The organism is Mesorhizobium sp. M0159 (assembly GCF_040322295.1).
GTDB lineage: Bacteria > Pseudomonadota > Alphaproteobacteria > Rhizobiales > Rhizobiaceae > Mesorhizobium.
In genome coordinates this window covers 1-22,950 of sequence record NZ_JAMYTF010000065.1, presented here as the reverse complement: position 1 = coordinate 22,950, position 22,950 = coordinate 1, and the positions used below count along the sequence as shown (strand labels likewise).

At 62.2% G+C, this 22,950-nt stretch carries 19 protein-coding genes; 13 read left to right on the top strand and 6 right to left on the bottom strand.

Annotation, left to right across the window (positions count from 1 at the left end):
- Positions 1 to 334 (bottom strand): alcohol dehydrogenase catalytic domain-containing protein (locus NKJ32_RS31820; protein WP_352568809.1); only part of this gene is annotated, 334 nt, incomplete at its 3' end.
- A 214-nt stretch (positions 335 to 548) separates the two neighbouring features.
- Here NKJ32_RS31820 and NKJ32_RS31815 point away from each other — a divergent pair.
- Entirely contained in the window at positions 549 to 2,561 is a 2,013-nt protein-coding gene (locus NKJ32_RS31815) for an acetyl-CoA carboxylase biotin carboxylase subunit (protein WP_352754798.1), read from the top strand.
- Between the two features lie 610 nt (positions 2,562 to 3,171).
- Entirely contained in the window at positions 3,172 to 6,696 is a 3,525-nt protein-coding gene (dnaE, locus tag NKJ32_RS31810) for a DNA polymerase III subunit alpha (protein WP_352754796.1), read from the top strand.
- Between the two features lie 14 nt (positions 6,697 to 6,710).
- Here the strand turns inward: dnaE and NKJ32_RS31805 are convergent, their stop codons facing one another.
- The gene (locus NKJ32_RS31805) at positions 6,711 to 7,592 is read right to left on the bottom strand and encodes a DMT family transporter (RefSeq protein ID WP_352754795.1); all 882 of its coding nucleotides are present in this window, start codon (positions 7,590 to 7,592) and stop codon (positions 6,711 to 6,713) included.
- A 173-nt stretch (positions 7,593 to 7,765) separates the two neighbouring features.
- Here NKJ32_RS31805 and NKJ32_RS31800 point away from each other — a divergent pair, with 173 nt between their 5' ends.
- Positions 7,766 to 8,272 carry a hypothetical protein gene (locus tag NKJ32_RS31800; RefSeq protein WP_352754793.1) on the top strand — a complete coding sequence of 169 codons (507 nt, stop codon included), beginning with the start codon at positions 7,766 to 7,768 and terminating at the stop codon, positions 8,270 to 8,272.
- Between the two features lie 656 nt (positions 8,273 to 8,928).
- Here NKJ32_RS31800 and NKJ32_RS31795 read toward each other — a convergent pair.
- Together NKJ32_RS31795 and NKJ32_RS31790 are read right to left on the bottom strand one after the other, a co-directional pair.
- Positions 8,929 to 9,216, bottom strand: coding sequence for a GIY-YIG nuclease family protein (locus tag NKJ32_RS31795; protein ID WP_352570211.1), 288 nt, complete (start codon positions 9,214 to 9,216; stop codon positions 8,929 to 8,931).
- A 248-nt stretch (positions 9,217 to 9,464) separates the two neighbouring features.
- A complete protein-coding gene (locus tag NKJ32_RS31790) occupies positions 9,465 to 10,793 on the bottom strand; it encodes a DNA polymerase IV (RefSeq protein ID WP_352754792.1) in 1,329 nt (442 codons plus the stop codon).
- 68 nt (positions 10,794 to 10,861) lie between these two features.
- On the opposite strand from NKJ32_RS31790, the gene NKJ32_RS31785 reads away from it, so the two are divergent.
- Together NKJ32_RS31785 and NKJ32_RS31780 are read left to right on the top strand one after the other, a co-directional pair.
- On the top strand, positions 10,862 to 11,437 hold the full coding sequence (locus tag NKJ32_RS31785; protein WP_352754791.1) for a GNAT family N-acetyltransferase: 576 nt from the start codon (positions 10,862 to 10,864) through the stop codon (positions 11,435 to 11,437).
- 97 nt (positions 11,438 to 11,534) lie between these two features.
- Positions 11,535 to 13,082 (top strand): hypothetical protein, encoded by a 1,548-nt coding sequence (locus NKJ32_RS31780; protein WP_352829997.1) that lies wholly within the window; start codon positions 11,535 to 11,537, stop codon positions 13,080 to 13,082.
- A 190-nt stretch (positions 13,083 to 13,272) separates the two neighbouring features.
- Here the strand turns inward: NKJ32_RS31780 and NKJ32_RS31775 are convergent, their stop codons facing one another.
- Positions 13,273 to 13,572 carry a DUF3572 domain-containing protein gene (locus tag NKJ32_RS31775; protein WP_352455643.1) on the bottom strand — a complete coding sequence of 100 codons (300 nt, stop codon included), beginning with the start codon at positions 13,570 to 13,572 and terminating at the stop codon, positions 13,273 to 13,275.
- A gap of 172 nt (positions 13,573 to 13,744) precedes the next feature.
- Between NKJ32_RS31775 and NKJ32_RS31770 the strand changes: the two genes are divergently transcribed.
- The 8 genes from NKJ32_RS31770 (at position 13,745) to NKJ32_RS31735 (ending at position 22,314) form a co-directional block, all read left to right on the top strand.
- Positions 13,745 to 14,161, top strand: a complete 417-nt coding sequence (locus NKJ32_RS31770) for a response regulator (protein WP_348625950.1) — start codon at positions 13,745 to 13,747, stop codon at positions 14,159 to 14,161.
- 33 nt (positions 14,162 to 14,194) lie between these two features.
- Complete coding sequence (locus NKJ32_RS31765) at positions 14,195 to 15,568, top strand: PleD family two-component system response regulator (RefSeq protein ID WP_352594498.1); 1,374 nt, start codon at positions 14,195 to 14,197, stop codon at positions 15,566 to 15,568.
- Positions 15,569 to 16,030: 462 nt separating this feature from the next.
- Positions 16,031 to 16,765 carry a FadR/GntR family transcriptional regulator gene (locus NKJ32_RS31760; RefSeq protein ID WP_023679986.1) on the top strand — a complete coding sequence of 245 codons (735 nt, stop codon included), beginning with the start codon at positions 16,031 to 16,033 and terminating at the stop codon, positions 16,763 to 16,765.
- Complete coding sequence (locus NKJ32_RS31755) at positions 16,762 to 17,949, top strand: PLP-dependent transferase (RefSeq protein ID WP_352684116.1); 1,188 nt, start codon at positions 16,762 to 16,764, stop codon at positions 17,947 to 17,949. Before NKJ32_RS31760 ends, NKJ32_RS31755 begins: the two co-directional genes overlap by 4 nt.
- A gap of 29 nt (positions 17,950 to 17,978) precedes the next feature.
- Positions 17,979 to 19,256 (top strand): ABC transporter substrate-binding protein, encoded by a 1,278-nt coding sequence (locus NKJ32_RS31750; protein WP_031212851.1) that lies wholly within the window; start codon positions 17,979 to 17,981, stop codon positions 19,254 to 19,256.
- Positions 19,257 to 19,470: 214 nt separating this feature from the next.
- The gene (locus NKJ32_RS31745; RefSeq protein WP_352455645.1) at positions 19,471 to 20,394 is read left to right on the top strand and encodes a carbohydrate ABC transporter permease; all 924 of its coding nucleotides are present in this window, start codon (positions 19,471 to 19,473) and stop codon (positions 20,392 to 20,394) included.
- Positions 20,394 to 21,242 (top strand): carbohydrate ABC transporter permease, encoded by an 849-nt coding sequence (locus NKJ32_RS31740; RefSeq protein WP_352455646.1) that lies wholly within the window; start codon positions 20,394 to 20,396, stop codon positions 21,240 to 21,242. Before NKJ32_RS31745 ends, NKJ32_RS31740 begins: the two co-directional genes overlap by 1 nt.
- Before the next feature lie 4 nt (positions 21,243 to 21,246).
- Positions 21,247 to 22,314, top strand: coding sequence for an ABC transporter ATP-binding protein (locus NKJ32_RS31735; protein ID WP_352646436.1), 1,068 nt, complete (start codon positions 21,247 to 21,249; stop codon positions 22,312 to 22,314).
- A 68-nt stretch (positions 22,315 to 22,382) separates the two neighbouring features.
- Here the strand turns inward: NKJ32_RS31735 and rpmG are convergent, their stop codons facing one another.
- Positions 22,383 to 22,550, bottom strand: coding sequence for a 50S ribosomal protein L33 (rpmG, locus tag NKJ32_RS31730; protein ID WP_006201775.1), 168 nt, complete (start codon positions 22,548 to 22,550; stop codon positions 22,383 to 22,385).
- Between the last annotated feature and the right edge of the window lie 400 nt (positions 22,551 to 22,950).

Below are 22,950 nucleotides of genomic sequence, written 5' to 3'. Positions count from 1 at the left end.
TGGCGCGGATGGCGGTGCACAGATTGGTCTTGCGCGACAGGCAGGACGGGCACTGCCGGCATTCCGGCGTGTAGAGCGGGATGACGTGGTCGCCCTTCTTGACCGAGGTGACGCCCTTGCCGACGTCGACGACGATGCCGGCGCCCTCATGGCCGAGGATCGCCGGAAACAGACCTTCCGGGTCGGCGCCCGACAGCGTGAACTCGTCGGTGTGGCAGATGCCGGTTGCCTTGATCTCGACCAGCACCTCGCCATCGCGAGGGCCTTCGAGGTCGACCTCCATGATCTGCAGCGGCTTTCCGGCGGCGACGGCGACAGCGGCGCGCGTTTTCATCAGGCAATCCTCCCAAGGCAGTCTGCAATCCAGGTTAGATTTAACTTACCATTGAGCTCTGCGCTATGCACGAAGCGACGTTCTGACCCCGGATTTTCGTCAGCGCCCGCCGATTTGCATGCGGGATAGGCTCCGACTTTGCCTTGACCGGCCCCCTGAAGCCCATAAAACGGGAAGCCCGTAAAAAGAAGGGCAGCCGAGGGACGAGGCCTGCATGTTCACAAAGATCCTGGTCGCCAACCGTGGCGAGATCGCCTGCCGCGTGATCAAGACGGCGCGCAAGATGGGCATCGCCACCGTCGCGGTCTATTCCGACGCCGACCGCGACGCCGTGCATGTCGAAATGGCCGACGAGGCGGTGCATATCGGGCCTTCGCCGGCTGCGCAAAGTTATCTGGTCGCGGAAAAGATCATCGCCGCCTGCAAGGCCACAGGAGCACAGGCCGTGCATCCCGGCTACGGTTTCCTGTCCGAGCGGGCATCCTTCTGCGAAGCGCTGGAGCAGGAAGGCATCGTCTTCATCGGCCCGAAGCCCAAGGCCATCAAGGCGATGGGCGACAAGATCGAATCGAAGAAGTTCGCCAACGCGGCCAAGGTGTCGACGGTGCCCGGCTGGCTCGGCGTCGTCGAAAGCGCCGCCCATGCCGAAAGAATAGCCGGCGAAATCGGCTATCCCGTGATGATCAAGGCTTCGGCCGGCGGCGGCGGCAAGGGCATGCGCATCGCCTGGAGCAAGGCAGAGGTGCGCGACGGCTTCGACCGGGCGCGGTCGGAGGCCAAAAGCTCGTTCGGCGATGACCGCGTCTTCATCGAAAAATTCATCGTCGATCCGCGCCATATCGAAATCCAGGTGCTCGCCGACGCGCATGGCAACACGCTCTATCTCGGCGAGCGCGAATGCTCGATCCAGCGCCGCAACCAGAAGGTCGTGGAGGAGGCGCCGTCGCCGTTCCTCGACGCCAAGACCCGCAAAGCCATGGGCGAGCAGTCGGTGGCGCTGGCCAAGGCCGTCGACTACCAGAGCGCCGGCACGGTCGAGTTCATCGTCGACAGCGACAAAAACTTCTATTTCCTGGAAATGAACACGCGACTGCAGGTCGAGCATCCGGTGACAGAGCTCGTCACCGGCATCGACCTGGTCGAGCAGATGATCCGCGTGGCGGCCGGCGAAAAGCTCGCCATCAAGCAGAGCGACGTCAAGCTGAACGGCTGGGCGGTGGAAAGCCGCCTCTATGCCGAAGATCCGTATCGCAACTTTCTGCCGTCGATCGGCAGGCTGATGAAATACCGGCCGCCGGAAGAGGGAAAATTCGGCGAGGTCGTTATCCGCAACGATACCGGCGTCACCGAAGGCTCGGAAATCTCGATGTTCTACGACCCGATGGTCGCCAAGCTGTGCACCTGGGCGCCGACACGGCTGGCGGCGATCGACGCGATGTCGGAAGCGCTGGACAGTTTCGTCGTCGATGGCATCGAGCACAACATACCGTTCCTGGCGGCGCTGATGCAGCATCGGCGCTGGCGGGAAGGGCGGCTATCGACGGCGTTCATCGCCGAGGAGTATCCCGACGGCTTCGCGCCCATTGTGCCGAACAGCGAAGAAAACGCGGTGCTGGCCGCGATCGCAACCGCGGTCGAACTGCTGCGCCGCGACCGGCTCGACCGGCTGGGCGGGCGGCTGGCGCCGCATTCGGGTGCCTTGAAACGCGATTGGGTGGTGAAGATCGGCCGGGATTATCTTTCGGTTGCCATCGTCGAAGGCATGATTTCCATTCCGATCGAGCTTGACCTGTCGATCGACGGCGGCGAGCCACTGACGGTGACCTCCGACTGGCGGCCGGGCGATCTCATCTGGCGCGGCACGGTCGGCGGCCGCAAGGTCGCGGCGCAGGTCAGGCCGGTGCTGAACGGGTTCCGCATCGCCTGGAAAGGCATGTCGGTGACGGCGCGCGCCATGCTGCCGCGCACCGCCGAGCTCGAACGGCTGATGCCGGAAAAAGTGGCGCCGGATACCTCGAAGATGCTGCTTTGCCCGATGCCCGGCCTCGTCGTATCGATCGCCGTTGCCGAGGGGCAGGAGGTCAAGGCCGGCGAGACGCTGGCCGTGGTCGAGGCGATGAAGATGGAAAACGTGTTGCGCGCCGAGCGCGATCTCATCGTCTCGAAGCTCAACGCCAGGCCAGGCGACAGCCTTGCCGTCGATGCGGTGATCATGGAATTCGCGTGAGGCTGAAATCCGCCCTCGACGCCCGTCAGAAGTTGGCGGGACAGCGCCCCCCTCTGTCCTGCCGGACATCTCCCCCTCCAGGGGGGAGATTGGCAGCCTCGGCGCCTCGCTCGCTCCTGCAACGTTGGAAATTGGCGAAAGCCGAGATGATGGCCAATCTCCCCACTAGAGGGGGAGATGTCCGGCAGGACAGAGGGGGGCGCGAAGGAACGCGACTTTGCAATTGGTTGAGCATGCTCGCTTGAGGAGGGACAAGGCGAGGCCGTGAGGAATTCGCACTTTTTTGCCGTCACAACGTATTTTGTTCTTGCTTTGTGCCGGCAGCTATGCTACTAATTCGAGTATGGTGCTAATTGGCTCCAGCGAACCCGCCCGCAGTGGCGGGTTTTTATTTGCAGCCTGACGTCGGCGGGACAGCGCCCCTCTCTGTCCTGCCGGACATCTCCCCCACGAGGGGGGAGATTGGCAGCTTCGGTGGCAGCGCCTTTCTGCCGGCGGAAGCGATTGCTAAGTTCACAAAGCTCCAATCACTCCCGCTGGACTCATGTTACCCGGTGCCGGACAATACATCTTCATCGACTGAGTCCTTGTGAGGCGGCGCGAAAAAACCATGGCGGATGAGAGACTTCCACGCGATCCCTTGCTGCGCGAGGCCTATGCAAAGGCGTCGCGGGCGGAGGCGGCGGCGCGTCGGTTCATTCATCTGCGCGTGCATTCGGCCTATTCGCTGCTCGAAGGTGCCTTGCAGCTCGGCAAGATCGTCGGCCATGCGGTGCAGGACGAATGCCCGGCAATCGCCGTCACCGACACCAACAATCTGTTCGGCGCGCTGGAATTCGCCCAGAAGGCGGTAAAGGACGGCATCCAGCCGATCATCGGCTGCCAGATCGACCTCGCCTTTTCCGGCGAGGCGAGCGACAGCCAGCGCGACCGCAGGCGGCAAGGACCGGAGATGCGGCCGGTCGTCCTGATCGCCGCAACCGAGGCCGGCTACGGCAATCTGGTCAGGCTGGTCAGCCGCGTCTACCTCGAGACACCGCCCGGCGAAGCGGTGCATCTGACGAGCGAGATGCTGCAGGGCCACACCGACGGTCTGATCTGCCTTACGGGCGGGCCGCGCGGTCCGATCGGCACTGCCTTGAAACAGGATCGCCGCGAACTCGCCGAGACCCGGCTCTCGGCGCTCAAGGGCCTGTTCGGCGACCGGCTCTATGTCGAGCTTGAGCGCGTGTCCGGCTACGACCGCGCCGTCGAGCAGTCGTCGGTCGATCTCGCCTACCGCCACGATCTGCCGCTGGTTGCCACCAACGAGGCGTTTTTCTTCTCTCGTGAAGACTATGAGGCGCATGACGCCCTGATCGCCATCGCCGAAGGTTCCGTGGTTGCGGCCGACAATCGCCGCCGCCTTTCGCCCGACCACTTCCTGAGAAGCCAGGCCGATATGGCGAGGCTGTTCGCCGACCTGCCGGAAGCAATCGACAACACCGTCGAGATCGCGCTGCGCTGCTCGTATTACCCGAAGACCCGCAATCCGATTCTGCCGCGCTTTGCCGGCCGCGATGTCGCCGACGCCGATGCTGCGGTCAAGGCGGAGGCGCAGGAGCTTGCCAGGCAGGCGCATGAAGGGCTGGAGGCGCGGCTGGCGCACGGGCCGACGCCCGGCTATACCGTCGAGCAATATCGCGAAAGGCTGGATTTCGAGCTCGGCGTCATCGAGAAGATGAAATATCCGGGCTATTTCCTGATCGTTGCCGACTTCATCAAATGGGCCAAGGCACAAGGGATTCCGGTCGGCCCGGGCCGCGGTTCGGGCGCCGGCTCGCTGGTCGCCTATGCCACGACCATCACCGACATCGACCCACTGCGTTTTTCGCTGCTGTTCGAGCGCTTCCTCAATCCCGACCGCGTGTCGATGCCCGACTTCGACATCGACTTCTGCCAGGACCGGCGCGAGGAAGTCATCCGCTACGTCCAACAGAAATACGGCCGCGACCAGGTTGGCCAGATCATCACCTTCGGCACGCTGCAGGCGCGCGCGGTGCTGCGCGACGTCGGCCGCGTGCTGCAGATGCCTTACGGGCAGGTCGACAAGCTGAGCAAGATGGTGCCGTCGAACCCGGCCAATCCGGTCAAGCTCGCCGACGCCATAGCCAACGAGCCGCGCTTTGCCGAAGAGGCGGAGCGTGAGCCGATCGTGCAGACGCTGCTCGATACGGCGCAGAAACTGGAAGGTCTTTATCGGCACGCCTCGACGCACGCCGCCGGCATCGTCATCGGCGACCGGCCGCTGTCGGAGCTGGTGCCGATGTACCGCGATCCGCGCTCGGACATGCCGGTCACGCAGTTCAACATGAAATATGTTGAGCAGGCCGGGCTGGTGAAATTCGACTTCCTTGGCCTGAAGACGCTGACGGTGCTGGACAGGGCCGTCAAGCTGATCCGCCGCCGCGGCATCGAGATCGATCTTGCCCACATTCCGCTCGACGACCCCGAAACCTACGCCATGCTGTCGCGCGGCGAGGTGGTCGGCGTGTTCCAGGTGGAAAGTGCCGGCATGCGCAAGGCGCTGATCGGCATGCGGCCCGACTGTATCGAGGACATTATCGCGCTGGTCGCGCTCTACCGGCCGGGGCCGATGGAGAACATACCGACCTACAACGCCAGAAAGCACGGCGAGGAGGAGATGGCGTCGATCCACCCGAAGATCGACCATCTCGTCAAGGAGACGCAAGGCGTCATCGTCTACCAGGAACAGGTGATGCAGATCGCGCAGGAGCTCTCCGGCTATTCGCTGGGCGAAGCCGATCTGCTGCGCCGCGCCATGGGCAAGAAGATCCGCGCCGAGATGGACAAGCAGCGCGAGCGCTTTGTTTCGGGCGCGGTCGAGCGCGGCGTCGGCAAGCCGCAAGCCGACTTCATCTTCGACCTGCTGGCAAAGTTTGCCGACTACGGTTTCAACAAATCGCATGCCGCCGCCTATGCTGTCGTCTCCTACCAGACCGCCTATCTGAAGGCGCATTACCCCGTCGAATTCCTGGCGGCATCGATGACGCTCGACATGGGCAATACGGACAAGCTCGCCGATTTCCGCCAGGATGCGCTGCGCCTCGGCATCGAGGTGGTGGCGCCGTCGGTCATGACGTCGTTCCGGGATTTCGAGGTCGGCGAGAACCGCATCTTCTATTCGCTGGCCGCGCTCAAGGGTGTCGGCGACGCGGCGGTCGAGCACATCGTCGCCACGCGCGGCGAAAAACCCTTCAAGAGCCTCGCCGATTTCTGTGAAAGGGTCGATCCGAAGATCGTCGGCAAGCGCGTCTTCGAAAGCCTGATCATGGCCGGCGCGCTCGACTGCTTTGGTCATGACCGCGCGGCGATGATGGCCGGCGTCGAGCGGATGATGGGGCTGGCGTCGCTGGCGCAGCAGAATGCCGTCACCGGCCAGCATGACATCTTTGGCGCCTCGCTCGGCGCACAGTCGCAGGCGCTCAACTTGCCGGCGACCGATCCCTGGCTCGCCGCCGACCGCCTGCACCGTGAATTCCAGGTGGTCGGGTTCTATCTCTCGGCGCATCCGCTCGACGAATACAAGGCGGCGCTGCAGAAAATGCGGGTGCAGACCTGGGGCGAGTTTTCGGCCGCCGTCAAACGCGGTGCTGCCGCCGGCCGGCTCGCCGGCACGGTGACCACCAAGCAGGAGCGCAAGACGCGCACCGGCAACAAGATGGGCGTCGTGCAGTTCTCCGACACGTCCGGCCAGTATGAAGCGGTGCTGTTTTCCGAGGGGCTGGCGCAATACCGCGACTTGCTCGAACCCGGCCGCTCGGTGGTGATCACCGTTTCGGCCGAGGACAGGCCTGAAGGCGTCAATCTGCGCATCCAGACCGTGCAGTCGTTGGAGGAAGAGGCAAGCCGTATCCAGAAAGCGTTGCGCATCTTCGTCAGAAATGACGCACCGGCATCGACAATCCAATCGCAGCTTGGCCAGCGTGGCGACAGTCAGGTGAGCATCATCGTCATCAAGGAAGGCGGCGAGGGCGAGGTCGAGATCGAGTTGCCCAACCGCTACCGCGTATCGCCGCAGATCGCGTCGGCGATGCGGGCGGTGCCGGGCGTGGTCGAGGTGGAACTGGTCTAAGAGTTAGCGCACGCTTACGAAGCGGCGATCTCGGCCGGTTGCGGTGCTCTCCGCTGCAGATTGAGCAGATTTCCCATGAGGATCAGCAGGGCGCCACCGGCGGTGAAGGCGTCGATCTGCTCGTGATAGAGCAGCCATCCGATCACCGCCGACAGCGGCACGCGCAAAAAGTCCATTGGCGAGATGACCGTCGCATCGGCATAGACAAGTGCGCGGGCCATGCAGAAATGCGACGACATGCCGGTGAAGGCGATGAGCAGGATCCACGGCCAGAGCTCAAGCGGCGGGTTTTGCCATTCATAAAGCGCCGGGACCAGGCCAAGCAGCGACTGGATGATCAGCATCCAGAAGATGATGCGCACGACGCTGTCCGTCCGCGTCAGCGATTTGACGAGGACCACCGAGACGCCGAAGCAGACCGCGGCTCCCAGCACGATGACATGTCCCGGATTGACCGCGCCGACGCCCGGACGCACGATGATCACAACGCCGATCAGCCCGAGCACGATCGCTGCGAGCCGTGGCCGGGAGAGCCTTTCGCCGAGGAAACCGACGGCCAGCAAAGCGGTCCAGATCGGCGTCGTGAATTCGATCGAGATCAGTACCGCAAGCGGGATCAGCGTCAGGGCGTAGAGCCAGGCAGCCTGGCCGGTATAGTGGACGACGTTGCGGGCGATATGAGCCAGCGGGCGTCCGGTGCGCATCGCCGCAAAACCGCCTGACATCACGACCAGCGGCAACAGGATGAAAAAGCCGATCACCGAGCGCAGCTCGAGCACTTGGAAGACGTTTAGTTCGGCCGTCGTGGCGCGGCCAGCCACCGACATCGCCAGGAACGAGGCGATCGACAGCGCCATCCAGAACGCGGCCTTGGGGATCGAGGGTGCGGGTGCCATGCGGCTATGTCGCAAGCCGGAGCGCTCATCGCAACCGCTAGCCGACGCATTCGGCTGGGCCAGCCGTGCAGCGCTTCACGCAGTGATGTTGAAGCCGGAACTCGCGACTGAGGGAAGCGTTGGTCCGTCAGTGCTTGCGTTCTGTGTTTTGGATACCAACGAGGAGCGGTCCGATGAAATCAATTGCACGATTTGTACTTGCCGGCTGCCTGACGGCCGGGGCCGGCGCAGCGCATGCCGACGATCCGGATTTTCTTCGCTCATTCCAGGGGAATTTCGCCGGCAAAGGCATCGTCAAGGTGACCACCGATGCGCCGACGGTGAATGTCTCCTGTCATTTCAATTCCGACGCAACGTCGAGCTCGCTATCGCTCGACGGCAGCTGCCGCGGTCTTATCGTGGTAACGCGCGCCATCAGCGCCGATCTCAAATCGAGCGGGACGAAATACACCGGCACCTATGTCGGATCGCGCACCGGGCCGGCGCAATTGAGCGGCAGCCGCTCCGGCAACGCAATTAATCTCGGCATCCGTTGGGCCAAGGAGGTCAATGGCGATCGCAGGGCGCAAATGACGGTCGAGAAGAACGGCGAGAATGGCATGCGGCTGATCGTCGTCGATACCGATCCGAAAACCGGGAAGAGTGTGGTGACCACCCGGATCGATCTGCAGCGCACGTGATCTTCTTGTTTGATCATGATCTTTTTGAAAACCGGTTTCCACTTTTCGCGTACGCGGACCTTCGGTTCGGGATCATGGTCTGGTTGTGAAAATCTGACGCTTAGTACCGACGCGAAAGACGGCTCGGGGTGGGCAGCAGTCAGTCCCGGCACAGCGATCTTGACGGGTTGGAAGCCGATCGGCAGCCAAGATTTCATCGTTCGTTTCGTTGGACCATCATAAACATTCGGGATCGGCCGAAACTTCCCCAACTTCGTCATCCTTGGGCGAAGCAGGAGCGAAGCGCCGTCGCGGAGACCCTGGGATCCATGCGGTAACCTTAGCCGAAGAGTGCAGCGGAGCACAATTCCGCACCGCGGCAGCGCTCTGATGTCGCGGCATGGATCCAGGGGTCTGCGCCGCGTCGCTTCGCTCCTTGCTCCGCCCCAGGATGACGAAGCGATGGGCGTTTGCGCTAATCGCTAAGCCGATCGGCAGCAACCGTCGATAGTTCTGTCAGCGGCCAATTTCAGTGGCAAACCGCTAACTTCGGAGATTGGCTGAAACATCCCTCCAATTCGTCATCCCAGGGCGGAGCAAGGAGCAAAGCGACGCGGCGCAGACCCTGGGATCCATGCCGTTACCACGCGGCAGTGCGCCTGCGGACCAGAACCGAACTACCACCCCGTTCCGCGAAAAAGCTCGAACCACTCTGGATTGGTCTTCTCGATCAGCTCGATCTTCCACTGCCGCGGCCAGCGCTTCAGCGACTTCTCGCGCTGAATGGCGTCACGAATGTCGAAATGTTCCTCGTACCAGACCAGGCGCTGCACGCCGTAGCGGCCGGTGAAGCGCGAACCTTGGCCGGATTTGTGCTCCGGCATGCGGCGGCCGAGATCGTTGGTGACGCCGATGTAGATCGTGCCGCGCTTCTGGCTCGCGGTCATGTAGGTATAGCCGGTCATGGCTGAAGGGTAGCTGGCACAGTTGCGGATACAAGCGCCGTTCTGAGCCGCTGTATTCTTCGGCTGACGTCACGGCATGGATCCCAGGGTCTCCGCGACGTCGCTTCGCTCCTGCTCCGCCCTGGGATGACGAAGACGTGGTGGCTTATCGCTAATCGCAACCTTGGAGATTGGCAGCCCGATCGGCAGGCTCCCATCCACAGCCCTTTCAGCCTCTGTCAAAGAACCAAAACCTCTGTGCAGAGGAACTAGTCCTCGACCGGTTCGGGCGGATGGGCATCGCGGCCCTTGCCGAAGGTATAGCCGGTTTCCACCGCCCTGCGGCCGAACTTGTCGCGCAGCGTGTCGATGGCGCCTTCGGCCATGGCGCGCTTGCGTGACTGGACGTCGACCAGGTCGGGCGGGTCCGCCCGGTCATCGTCGGAGAGATCGCTGACGCCAATGCCGAGCAGCCGGTATTTCGTGCCATCCGCTTCCTTGCGCAGCAGCTCGAGCCCGGTCTGAAAGATGCGGTCGGCCAGCCGGGTCGGATCGCCGAGCTGGCGATTGCGCGTGCGGATCTTGAAATCCTGGGTCTTCAGCTTGAGGACGACGGTGCGTCCGGCAATGCCGGATTTCTTCAGCCGGGCCGAGACTTTTTCTGACAGCGCCCTCAGCACCGAAACCAGTTCGTCGACGGAGGCGATGTCGGTATCGAAAGTGGTTTCTGCCGACACACTTTTCGCGTCCTGGTCGGGAACGACGCGACGGTCGTCCTCGCCGCGCGAAAGCCGGTAGAGCCGGTCGCCCATGACGCCGTAGCGGCGCATCAGATCGCCACGTTCCATGCGCTGCAACTGGCCGATGGTGCGGATGCCGTCGCGCTCGAGCGTGGCGGCAAAGGCCTTGCCGACCCCCCAGATCAGCGTCACCGGCTGCTCGGCCAGGAAGCCGATAGCCTCGGCCTCGCCGATCACCGAAAAGCCGCGCGGCTTGCGGAAGTCCGACGCCACCTTGGCCAGGAACTTGCAGTAGGAAAGGCCGGCCGAAACGGTGATGCCGATCTCCTTTTCCACGCCGAGTGCGAAGCGCGCCAGCACCACCGCAGGCGGCAGGCCATGCAGGCGCTCGGTGCCGGCGAGGTCGAGAAAGGCCTCGTCGATCGAGAGCGGCTCGACCAGCGGCGTCAGCGCCTGCATCATGGCGCGCACCTCGCGGCCGACGCGCACGTATTTTTCCATGTCCGGCGGCAGGACCACCGCTTCCGGGCAGGCTTCGAGCGCCTTGAACATCGGCATTGCCGAGCGCACGCCGTGGATGCGGGCAATGTAGCATGCGGTGGAGACGACGCCGCGCTTGCCGCCGCCGATGATCAATGGCCGGTCCTTCAACGCCGGGTTGTCGCGCTTTTCGACCGCCGCGTAGAACGCGTCGCAATCGATATGGGCAAGGCGCAGCCGGTAGAGCTCCGGATGGCGGGCGAGCCGTGGACTGCCGCAGCGCTCGCAACGGCCTGCCTCGCTGCGCTGAAAACTCAGGCAGTCGCGGCAAAAACCGTGTTCGGGATTGTTGACAGGGGCCGCCATCGCTGCGAACATAAAGAGAACAAATGCAATGGTACGTCAGGACGGACGCCACGACAAGGCGGTGGGCCGGGAGAGAGCTCATGAATACGACCATAGCGCCGCTAGTGCCCGAGCTTTGGGCGGATTTCGAAGATCTTTTCGGTAGGCAAGGCGCCTGCTACGGTTGCTGGTGCACACATTTCCGGCTGTCGCCCGCAGCGCGCCGCGCGAGCAACCGGGAGCGCAACAAGGACCACATCAAGGCGCGGATCGAGGCCGGGCCGCCGCCCGGCCTGTTGGCTTTCGAGGGTGGACAGGCGGTCGGCTGGATGCAGATCGGCCCGCGTGCCGACGTGCCCGAATGGAACAACCAGGGCAGGGGGTCGGCGCCGATCGACCCCGCCGACGCCAGCGATCCGGGCGTCTGGGCGATCTCCTGCTTCTTCATCCGCACCAAAGCACGCGGCAAGGGCCTGTCGCACCGCCTGGTCCAAGGCGGCATCGAGTTCGCCCGCCAGAACGGAGCGCGGCTGATCGAAGCCTGCCCGATCGATCTATCGAAGGATTCGCGCTCGATCGGGCTGTTCGTCGGCTCGTCGCGGGTCTTCGAAAAGGCCGGGTTCCAGCGGTTGGTCGAACGTAAGCCAGGCCGACCGCTGGTGCGGCTGGTGCTGTAACAGCCGCCGCAACACATAGGCCTTCTCTTGCGGCTGCGATGGTATTTGCCTACCAGTGATAGAACGGCTTGAGGGCCGCGATTAAGTGAGGATCGACATGAAGCGCGTTTTGCCACTTGTTTTACTTCTTGCCTGCAGCGCACCGGCCTTCGGCCAAGCGGTCGACAGGCAAGGCGCGAAGCAGCTTTCCGACGATCTGGCGCACTACATCGGCAAGAAGCTGTTCGATATCGGGTTCGTGAAAATTTCAGTTGACGGCGATGCCTACAAGCTCGCTTTCGACTTCAAGCCAGTCACGGATTTGATGGCAAAGCAGCAAGCCTTCAAGTTCGACGTCACGCCTTACTTCATCTTGGTCAAGCCACGCAAAGATGGACACTGGGACGTTTCGGCGGACGTGTCCCCGAAGGGGTCTATCGATTTCGTTGGCCCTGAGGGGGCGCAGCACATCGACTTCTCCGTGTCGGACAACAAGTTCACCGGAGTTTATGACCCCGACCTGGCCGCTTTCGCGAGCGCAACCGGTTCGATGGCTGGCATGACGATGACCACCCGAGAGCCCAAGCAGCAGGCGGATGTCACGGTCGGTGCTGGCACCGCCGTAATAGTTTCGACCAAATCCGCAAATGGCGGCATCGATTTCACGGTGACGGAAAAAATAACGAACTTCGCCGAAACGATCAAAGTCAACGATCCCAAAAGTGGGTTGAGTTTTCCGGCTGCTGTAAAAGCGCCTGAACTTTCCGTGGATGCGACCGGCAAGGGTTTGCGGACAAAGCCGCTGCTCGACCTGCTTGCTTTCATCGTGGCGACTGATGATGCAGCCAAATTCAAGGCGGATGAGGCGGAGTTCAAATCGCTTCTGACGGCAGCACTGCCATTGTGGGAGCGGATCGACGGCACCTACGGCTTCAAGGACTTTGTGGTGGAGAGCCCGGTAGGCAAGTTCGGTGCGACGCAACTGAATACCGCCGTCGGCATGGACGGCATCGCCAAGGACGGCAAGATCAACTACGCGTTCAAGGTTTCCGGCCTGACAATACCACAGCAGGTGCTGCCCAGCTGGAGCGTTGCGTTGCTGCCGACGGATATCGACCTCAACTTCGGCGGCACCAACATCGATCTGGACAGCATGGCGAAGAAAACCATCGAAACCCTTGATTTCAGCAAGGATCCACCGCTGCCGGCAGATTTCGGCAACCAGATCTTCGCCGATTTCCTGGCCAAGACGCCAAAGGCCATTCTCGGACACAGCACGATCAAGAACGGCAACATCGAGATTGCGATGGAAGGTGAAATGACGTTCCCCGGCAAGAAGCCCGAGGCGAGCATGACCATCGATGTCGCGGGCTATGACAAGATTGTGGAGGCTCTGCAGACGGCGGCCAAGACCGAGCCGGAAGCGGCGCAGTATTTCCCCTTCGCACTCGCCGTCAAAGGATTTGGCAAGGCGCTGCCGGATGGTCGACTGGAATGGGTCGTCAACGCTAAGGCAGACGGTTCGGTCACGGTCAACGGCGCCATGCTGAAGCCGGCCGATGCCGTTCAGGACAACCCCGTCATGGACCCAAGCGAGGCTACCGTTCCGGATCATGGCTCGGGCGAGAATGACAATGGCGGGGCAGGGGCGAAGTTGAAACCCTAAGCGCCGAGCTTGGAGCGGTTCATCGTTTCCCGGAAACGCCGAACCGCTCCATGTCTTTGTTTTTGCACAATCCGGACGGAAAACCGTTTCACACTTTTCCTGGAATTGCTCTAGAAGCGGCTGGCGTTAACGCCCGAGTGCGCTCACGATTTTCGCCGCCGCGATCTGCCCGCAGTCTCGGGATCGCCGCTTATATCGAATGCTCATGATTGTCGTCGCCGAGCGGCAGCGCCCGCAATGCCTTGCCGACTGCGGCGGGCGGCGTTCCGGTCTCCTCGGAAAAACGCATCAACGTCGGCTCGTGGGCAAGGATGAACTGCAGCACGCCGGCCAGGAATCCCGGCTCGCCCGCCGCCCGGCGGATGGAATGGGCTTCGATGCCGGTGATCGCCAGGAAGCGGGGCAGAAGTTCCGGATCGGCGGCGACGAAGCCCAACGCCTTTACGGCAACCGTTTCCGCTTCCTCGCGCATTGACGCTGCGTTTGCCATCGCTACCTTCCTTCATGGGCGGAATCGTTCTGTTTTCGCAGTAGTGGCAAGTGTCGCCGGCAGCAAGCTCGCCGACCTGGAATCCGAACGCTTTTAGGGCGACCGGTTTCCGTTTCGTCAATCATATTGCCGTATAGTGGGAACAGGTTTGGTGCGTGCCGACAAGGGGCGCATGACGGCACCCTTCGAGTGGAAGGCCAGCCGGGACGGGAAATCGATGCCAAAGAAGGTTATGATCGTCGAAGACAACGAGCTCAACATGAAGCTCTTTCGCGACCTCATCGAAGCGAGCGGCTACGAGACGGTGCGCACACGCAACGGCCTGGAAGCGCTGGATCTGGCGCGGCAGCACAGGCCGGACCTCATCCTGATGGACATCCAGCTGCCGGAAGTGTCGGGCCTCGAGGTCACCAAATGGCTGAAGGAGGACGATGATCTCCACGTCATCCCGGTCATCGCCGTCACCGCCTTCGCGATGAAGGGGGACGAGGAGCGCATTCGCCAGGGCGGCTGCGAGGCATATATCTCCAAGCCGATCTCGGTGCCGCGTTTCATCGAAACCATCAAATCCTACCTGGGCGATGCCTGATGTATCTTTCCAGCCGAGCCGGAGCTTTGTGAAATGACCGCGCGGATCCTCGTCGTCGACGACATCCCAGCCAATGTCAGGCTGCTGGAGGTTCGGCTGCTCGCCGAATATTTCGAGGTCCTGACCGCCACCAACGGGCCGGACGCGATCGAGATCTGCGAGAACGGCAAGGTCGACGTCGTGCTGCTCGACGTGATGATGCCCGACATGGACGGGTTCGAGGTCTGCCGGCGGCTGAAGGGCGACCCGGCGACATCGCACATCCCTGTCGTGATGATCACCGCGCTCGACCAGGTTTCGGACCGGGTGCGCGGCCTCGAGGCCGGCGCCGACGATTTTTTGACCAAGCCGGTTAACGATCTGCAGTTGATGACGCGCGTCAAGAGCCTGGTCAGGCTGAAATCGCTGACCGACGAGCTGCGGCTGCGCGCCTCGACGACACGCAATATCGGCATCGAGGAGCTTTTGAGCCGCAACTTCGCTACCGACGATGCGGTGCCGAAGGTGCTGCTGGTCGACGAGCGCAAATCCTCGTTCGAGCGCATCCAGAAGATGCTGCGCGGCAGTGCCGATCTCGACGTCGCCAACGATCCGCATGCCGGCTTCTTCCAGGCCGCCGAGCAGCCGTATGAATGCGTGATGATCTCGACGGCCTTCGCCGATTTCGACCCGCTGAGGCTCTGCTCGCAATTGCGCTCGCTCGATCGCACCCGTTTCCTGCCGATCATCCTTCTGGCGGACGAGGGCGAGGAGGGGCGTATCATCCGCGGCCTCGAACTCGGCATCAACGATTATCTGATGCGGCCGATCGACCAGCAGGAGCTGACCGCGCGGCTGCGTACGCAGGTGCGCCGCAAGCGCTACAACGACCAGCTTCGCGCCAGCGTCACCCAGACCATCGAGATGGCGGTGACCGATGCCCTGACCGGCCTGCACAACCGCCGCTATCTCGACAGCCATCTGCAGACGCTGTTCGACCGCGCCGTAGCACGGCGCCGGCCGCTGTCGGTGATGATCACCGATCTGGACCGCTTCAAGAGCATCAACGACGCGCATGGCCATGACGGCGGCGACGACGTGCTGCGCGAATTCGCGCGGCGGCTGCGCAAGAATGTGCGCGGCATCGATCTAGCCTGCCGCTTCGGCGGTGAGGAGTTCGTCGTGGTGATGCCGGACACCGACGGCGCGGTAGCCGAAAAGGTCGCCGAGCGCATTCGCGCCGAAATCGCCCAGCTGCCGTTTGCCATCGGCACCGAAGGCAAGGCCGTCGAAGTCACCGTCAGCGTCGGCGTGTCGTCGGTGCTGAAGGGGGTAGACACGGTCTCCGCGCTGATGAAACGCGCCGACCTCGCGCTCTACGAAGCCAAGAGCGGCGGCCGCAATCGCGTCGTCGCCAAGGCGGCTTAGCACCGAACACCAATTGCCCGGTCAACGCGACAAGGTTACGAATTTACCTTAATCCAAGCGATTTGCGAGGCTTGGTTAAGAAACGGTTGATTTCCATAAGTTGTTGCGCAAATGTGCAGCCCTTAGACGTAACCGGCACGAGGCTAGATCGCCGGTTCGACCCGAAGAATACCCCATGATGCTCAGGTCCGCCGCATCTCCTGGGTCCGTGGGGTCGGCCGGCCGGCGCTGGCACATAGTGGCCTCCTCGTACCGCTGCCAAACGCCGGCCGGCCCCCAATTTTCAAAACACATCAGGATTCTACGCCAAGACCTGGAAAACGCTTGGTTTTTGTAGCGGCAGCGACAGCGCCCTTTGAAATAGCCGGCTGGGCAGAGCGTATGCGCCCGCAGTCGGTTGACAGGGCCTGTCTTCTATGCAGAAATTGGTTGGACCATTGAGCCATTTGGTGACCCGTTGGCATGACCGAATTCGGCCTTTCCCCCATACAGGCAACTGCTCGCGACGACGCGGTACTCAAGGCGCTGGCCGGCTTTGTGATGCGGGAAGCTCTCGGGCCCGGCCAGAGACTGCCGACCGAACGCATCCTTGCCGAGCGCCTCAAGGTGAGCCGCAACACCGTGCGCGAGGCGCTGACGCGCTGGGAAGGGCTCGGCCTGGTCGAACGGCGGCAAGGCAGCGGCACCTATCTCAAGGGAGTGGTCTCGCTGGACATGCTGCACATGCCGCTGACGCTGGCCGGCGGCAATGATTTCACCAGCCTGATGCAGACGCTGGAAATCCGCCGGGCACTGGAAGCGGAAGCCGCCGCCCTGTGCGCCGTCCGCGCGGGCCAGGCAGATCTCGTCGAGATCGGGCGCAAGCTCGACATTATGGAGCAGGCCTTCCACACCCGCGCCGGGATGTCGGCGGAGGAGGACTGGGAATTCCACCAGTCGATCTACCGCAGTTCCGGCAATCCGCTGTTCGAGCAGATCATCGCCGCCATGCACGAACTGTTCCATCGTTTCTGGGAGCATCCGCTCGGGGTGCGTGATTTCGGCCACGCCAGCTTTCCTTACCACCGCACCATCTACGAACGCATCGCCGCGCACGATCCGGAGGGGGCCCGGGCCGAGGCGCTCAAGCTGATCGCCACCGTCGAGGACGATCTGAAGCGCGGCGCGGCCAAACTCGAACTTTCAGGCCAGAAATGAGCGATCATCCCGCCGGTTTCGAAAACGACTATCTCGCCGAGGCAGCGACGCTTCTCGCCCATGACGAGCCTTTCCCCGGCGGCGCGGTGGTCCCGCCGATCTACCAGACTTCGCTCTTTACCTTCGCCGACTATTCCGAGATGGCCGACACATTCGCCGGCAGGCGACGTCAGCCGATCTATTCGCGCGGCGACAACCCGACGGTCATGGAGTTCGAGGCGCGTGTCGCCGCTCTCGAAGGCGCGGAGGCCGCGCGCGGCTTTTCCAGCGGCATGGCGGCGATCAGCGCCACGGTGCTTGCTTTCGTCGGTGCCGGTGAGCGCATGGTTGTCGTGCGCAATTGCTACGGCGATGCCTACCGGCTGTTCGAACGGCTTTTGCCACGGCTCAACATCAAGGTCGACTATGTCGACGGTTCCGATCCGGACGCGGTCGCGGCAGCACTTCCCGGCGCCAAGCTGCTCTACCTGGAAAGCCCGACGTCGATGATGTTCGAACTCCAGGACATAACCCATCTGGCGCGGCTGGCCAAAGAGCAGGGCATCATCACCTCGATCGACAATTCCTGGGCTACGCCGGTGTTCCAGAAGCCGATTTCGCACGGTGTCGATCTGGTGCTGCATTCGGCCTCGAAATATCTCGGCGGCCACAGCGACACCGTCGCCGGTGTGGTAGCCGGTTCGGCCGCCCATATCCGACATATCAACGAGCAGACCTATTCCTATCTCGGCGGCAAACTTTCGCCTTTCGAGGCCTGGCTGTTGCTGCGTGGCCTGCGCACATTGCCGCTGCGGTTGCCGCATCACATGAAGAGCGGGCTGACCATCGCCGAACGGCTGAAAGCGCATGACCATGTCGAGCGGGTCAACCACCCGGCCTATTCCAACCATCCAGGCAAGGCGACGCTTGCCGGCTATGCCGGGCTGTTCTCGTTCGAAGTGACGGAAGACGTCGACATCCCGGCTTTCGTCGATGCGCTGAAACTCTTTCGCATCGGCGTCAGCTGGGGCGGCCATGAAAGCCTGGTCGTTCCGGCAAAGGCCTCGCTCGAGCAGACGCCGGGCCTGAATTCGATGGCGCGCTTCGGCGTCAGCCCACGAACCATCCGCTTCAGTGTCGGATTGGAAAGTGTCGAAGACCTGTGGGCGGATGTTGCCCGGGCCTTCGACAGAGCAAAAAGATAAAGGAGCCGTTCAAAATGGGAGTGCTGAACATGAAAAAACTGAGCATCCTTCTTGGTGCCGTCGCGGGTCTGGCGATTTCCGCCGGCAGCGTGCTGGCCGATTCCACGGTCAAGATGGTCGAGGTCATCACCAGCCCGCCGCGTACCGAATTCCTCAAGAAGCAGATCGCCGAATTCGAGGCGGCCAATCCGGGTGTCAAGGTCGAGCTGGTATCGCTGCCCTGGGGCCAGGCGTTCGAGAAGTTCCTCACCATGGTGCAGGCCGGCGACACGCCCGACATCGTCGAGATGCCGGAACGCTGGATGGGTCTCTATGCGACCAACGGCCAGCTCGAGGATCTCGGGCCATACATGGCCAAATGGGACGATGCCAAAACGCTGGGCGAGCGTGCCAAGCAGTTCGGCTCGACGGTCGATAACAAGCAGTACATGATCCCTTACGGCTATTACCTGAACGCGCTGTTCTGGAACAAGAAGCTGTTCAAGGAGGCCGGTCTGGACGGTCCGCCGGCGACGCTCGATGAATTCGTCGAGGACTCCAAAAAAATCTCGGCGATACCGGGCAAATACGGCTACTGCCTGCGCGGCGGCCCGGGCGCCTTCAACGGCATGCATATGTTCATGAACATCGCAGCCGGCAAGGGCGGCTATTTCAACGAGGACGGCACCTCGACCATCAACGAGGAAGGCTCGGTCAAGGGCCTGCAGATGCTCGCCGACATGTACAAGAACGGCCTGGCGCCGAAAGATGCGGTGAGCTGGGGTTTTAACGAGACCGTCACCGGCTTCTACAGCGGCACCTGCGCCATGCTGAACCAGGATCCCGACGCGCTGCTCGGCATCGCCGACAAGATGAGCGCCGACGACTTCGCCGTCGCACCGATGCCGGTCGGGCCGAGCGGCAAATCCTATCCGACGCTCGGTTATGCCGGCTGGGCGATGTTCGCCAATTCCCAGCACAAGGACGATGCCTGGAAGCTGATGGCGACGCTGTTGTCGCCCAAGGACAATCTGGAATGGGCAAAGGAAGTCGGTGTCATTCCAATCCACAACGGCGCCGACCAGGACGCCCACTTCAGGACCGAGCAGTTCAAAGGCTGGTTCGAGGAACTGAACAACGGCGACAAATACGAGATGGTGACGCCTCCGACGCATCTGGAAAACCTTGGCAATTTCGTAGACCAGGTGGCGATCAAGAATTTTCAGGAAGTGCTTCTTGGCCAGAAGGCGGCCAAGGACGTGGCCGACGAATGGGCCAAGTTCCTGACCAAGGAACAGCAGGACTGGCTGGCCAAGAACAAGAAATAGCTTTTGTTCCTTCTCCCCGTTCACGGGGAGGGGGTGTCACGACGTGACGGATGAGGGGCGGCGCCAACCCGACTTGGCTCGCGCTGCTTCTCATCTGCCTGCCCGTCCTCCGCAGCAGCTGCGCTGCAGCTGCGGAGGGTGGACCGGCATCTCCCCGTAAACGGGGAAGGCGCTGTCGCCAGCCCGTGCTTACCCAGGAGACGATCAAGTACCAATGACCTATGCCGTGTCCGAAATCCGATCCGCCGGCAGGCCGCGAAAGAAGCGGCTATCCCATGCCGCGATCGAGCCTTGGCTCTATCTCAGCCCGGCGATCGCGCTGCTGGTCGTCGTGCTCCTGGTGCCGCTGGTTATCGGTGTCGGCTACTCGTTCCGCAAATTCTCCGCTTTCAAATCCGAATATGTCGGGCTTGGGCAGTATCAGGCGATGCTGTCGGATCCTGTGCTCGGGCAGGCGCTCGTCAACACGCTATGGTGGACGGCAGCCAGCCTGTTCTTCCAATTTTTCCTTGGACTTGGCCTGGCGCTGCTGCTCGATACGCCGTTCCGGGGCAGAAAGATCGTGCAGGCCGTGGTGTTCCTGCCTTGGGCGGTACCGTCCTTCCTCTCGGGCCTGACCTGGGCCTGGCTGTTCAACCCGATCATCGGGCCGCTGCCGCATTGGCTCTACGCCTTGGGGCTGAAAGCCGAGCCAACCAACGTGCTCTCCGATCCCTCGACAGCCATGTGGGGGCCGATCGTCGCCAATGTCTGGTTCGGCATTCCCTTTTTTGCCGTCACGCTTTTGGCGGCGTTGAAGTCGATCCCGTCAGAACTGCATGAGGCGGCGGCGATCGACGGCGCCTCGCCGTGGCAGCGCTTCACCAAGGTGACGCTGCCGTTCCTGGCGCCGACCATCGTCATTACCGTCATGCTGCGCACGATATGGATCGCCACATTCGCCGACCTGATCTTCGTCATGACCGAAGGCGGGCCTGCCGGTTCGACCGCCACGGTGCCGGTCTATATCTATGTCAGCGCGTTCAAGTCACTGGATAAGGGCTATGCCTCGGCGGTGGCGGTGCTGCTGCTTGTGCTGCTCATCGTCTATGCGATTGCGCTGATAGGCATCCGCCGATCGCTGGTGAGGCACGTCTGATGATTGCCGGACGCTCCGTCTCCTCGCGCATTCTCGGCGGCATCGGCCTTTACGGCGCCATCGCCGCCTATATGGCCTTCGCGCTGTTCCCGATCTTCTGGACGTTGAAGATCTCGGTCACGCCGGAGCGGCTGCTCTATTCCGAAGGCATCACTTTCTGGCCGTCGCAAACGACGCTGCAGAACTTCGTCACCGTGCTCGAAGCCACCGATTTTCCGCGCTATTTCCTGAACAGCGTTATCGTTTCGGTGTCGACGGCAGCCTTCGTAACGGTCATTGCCACGCTGGCCGGCTACGCCATGTCGCGATTTTCCTTCCGCGGCAAGGCGACCCTGGCCATCCTGCTTTTGCTCACCCAGACTTTTCCGCTGGTGATGGTCATTCCGCCGATCTACCGCATCATGGGACAGATCGGCCTCATCAACAGCCTGACCGGCCTCGTCATCATCTACACCGCGTTCAATACGGCCTTTGCGACCTTCCTGATGCAATCTTTCTTCGACGGCATCCCGCGAGACCTGGAAGAGGCAGCCATGATCGACGGCTGCACGCGCCTGCAGGCGATGCGCAAGGTGATCGTGCCGCTGACGCTACCCGGCATGGGCGCGACGCTCGGCTTCGTCTTTACCGCCGCCTGGAGCGAGTTGCTGTTTGCGCTGATGCTGATTTCCAGCGACGACCAGAAGACCTTCGCGGTCGGCCTGCTCACCTATATCGGCAAATTCGCGGTCGACTGGGGACAGATGATGGCTGCTTCCATCCTGGCGCTGATCCCGGTCTGCGTCTTCTTTGCCTTCCTGCAACGCTACCTCGTCACCGGCCTTACCGCCGGTGCCGTCAAGGGATAGATCGATGGCCTCCGTTACACTCGACAAAGTCCGCAAAGACTATGGAGCCGTGCGCGTTCTGCACGCGGTCGATCTCGAAATCGCCGACGGCGAGTTCGTCGTTCTGGTCGGCCCGTCCGGCTGCGGGAAATCGACACTGCTGCGTATGATCGCCGGGCTGGAGGAAGTCTCCGACGGCGAAATCCATATTGGTGAGCGCCTGGTCAACGACATTGCGCCAAAGGACCGCGACATTGCCATGGTGTTCCAGTCCTACGCGCTCTATCCGCACATGGACGTGTCGAAGAACATGGGTTTCAGCCTGATGCTGAGAAAGGCCGGCAAGCCGGCGATCGATGCAAGGGTGGACAGTGCCGCCAAGCGGCTCGGGCTCGGTGCGTTTCTGCAGCGCCTGCCGCGGCAATTGTCTGGCGGCCAGCGTCAGCGCGTCGCCATGGGCCGTGCCATCGTGCGCGACCCGAAGGTCTTTCTCTTCGACGAGCCGCTTTCGAACCTCGATGCCAAGCTGCGCGTTCACATGCGTGCCGAGATCAAGGCGCTGCACCAGCAATTGAAGACCACTTCGGTCTATGTCACCCACGACCAGACCGAAGCGATGACAATGGCCGACCGCATCGTCGTCATGCATGACGGCCTCGTCCAGCAGGTCGGTGTGCCGCTCGATCTGTACGACCGGCCGGTCAACATGTTCGTCGCCGGGTTCATCGGCTCGCCCGGCATGAATTTTCTGCCTGCCGTGGTTGAAAAGGGCGCCAAGCCGGATGCCATCCTGGCCGACGGCCAGAAGCTGAGGCTGCCGGACGGCTTGCCGCTCAGGGATGGCGATGCGATCACCGTCGGCTTGCGGCCCGAGCATATCCGGCTCGCCGACAATGGCGCGCTGAAGGGCGAGGTGGGTGTCGTGGAGCCGCTCGGCCTGTCCACCCAGTTCTATGCCGGGCTTGCCGGCCAGCAGGTCTGCGTGTTTGCCATGGGCCGGGCCAGCGTGAAGCCGGGTGAGGCCGTGCGCCTATCGGCTGATCCGGCATCGCTCCATCTGTTCGATCCGGCAAGCGGCGATCGCATCGGCTAATCCTGCATCCCGAAATGAAAAACGCCGCCCGGAAGGCGGCGTTTCGGTACCGCGAGAGAAAACCCCGATTACTTGATCTTGGTTTCCTTGAATTCGACGTGCTTCTTGGCGACCGGGTCGTATTTGCGGAACGACAGCTTGTCCGTCTTGGTGCGGCTGTTCTTGCTGGTCACGTAGAAGAAACCGGTGTCGGCGGTCGACAGAAGCTTGATCTTGATGTTTGCGGCTTTGGCCATGATGTTCGTCCGTTAATGTTCGTGGAGTTTTGGCCGCTGGAGCACGGGAAACACCCGGACGCGGGAAACTTGCCGCGACACATAAAGAACGCGCCCGGAAAGTCAACCCTTGTCCAGGTTCTGTGTCGTAAGCAGATGAGTTGTCCGGATTAGGTAGCACATGAGTTGTCCGGGTTTATTGCCAGCCGATGGAGGCTGGGGACGAAGCGGACATTGATGTGCTACCAAAACCCGACAATTTGATTGGGTGCCGACAGCCGCGGGAGGCTCCTGTGTGCCTCCGGCCGTCCTCCGGGTGGCGTCTCAGTTTGAATGCTAGAGCGGCGGACTTTCATGTGAGTCCGTACCCTGCGGCTGCGAAGTAATTTCTGCATTCTGTTGGAGAGAAGAGATTGCAGAT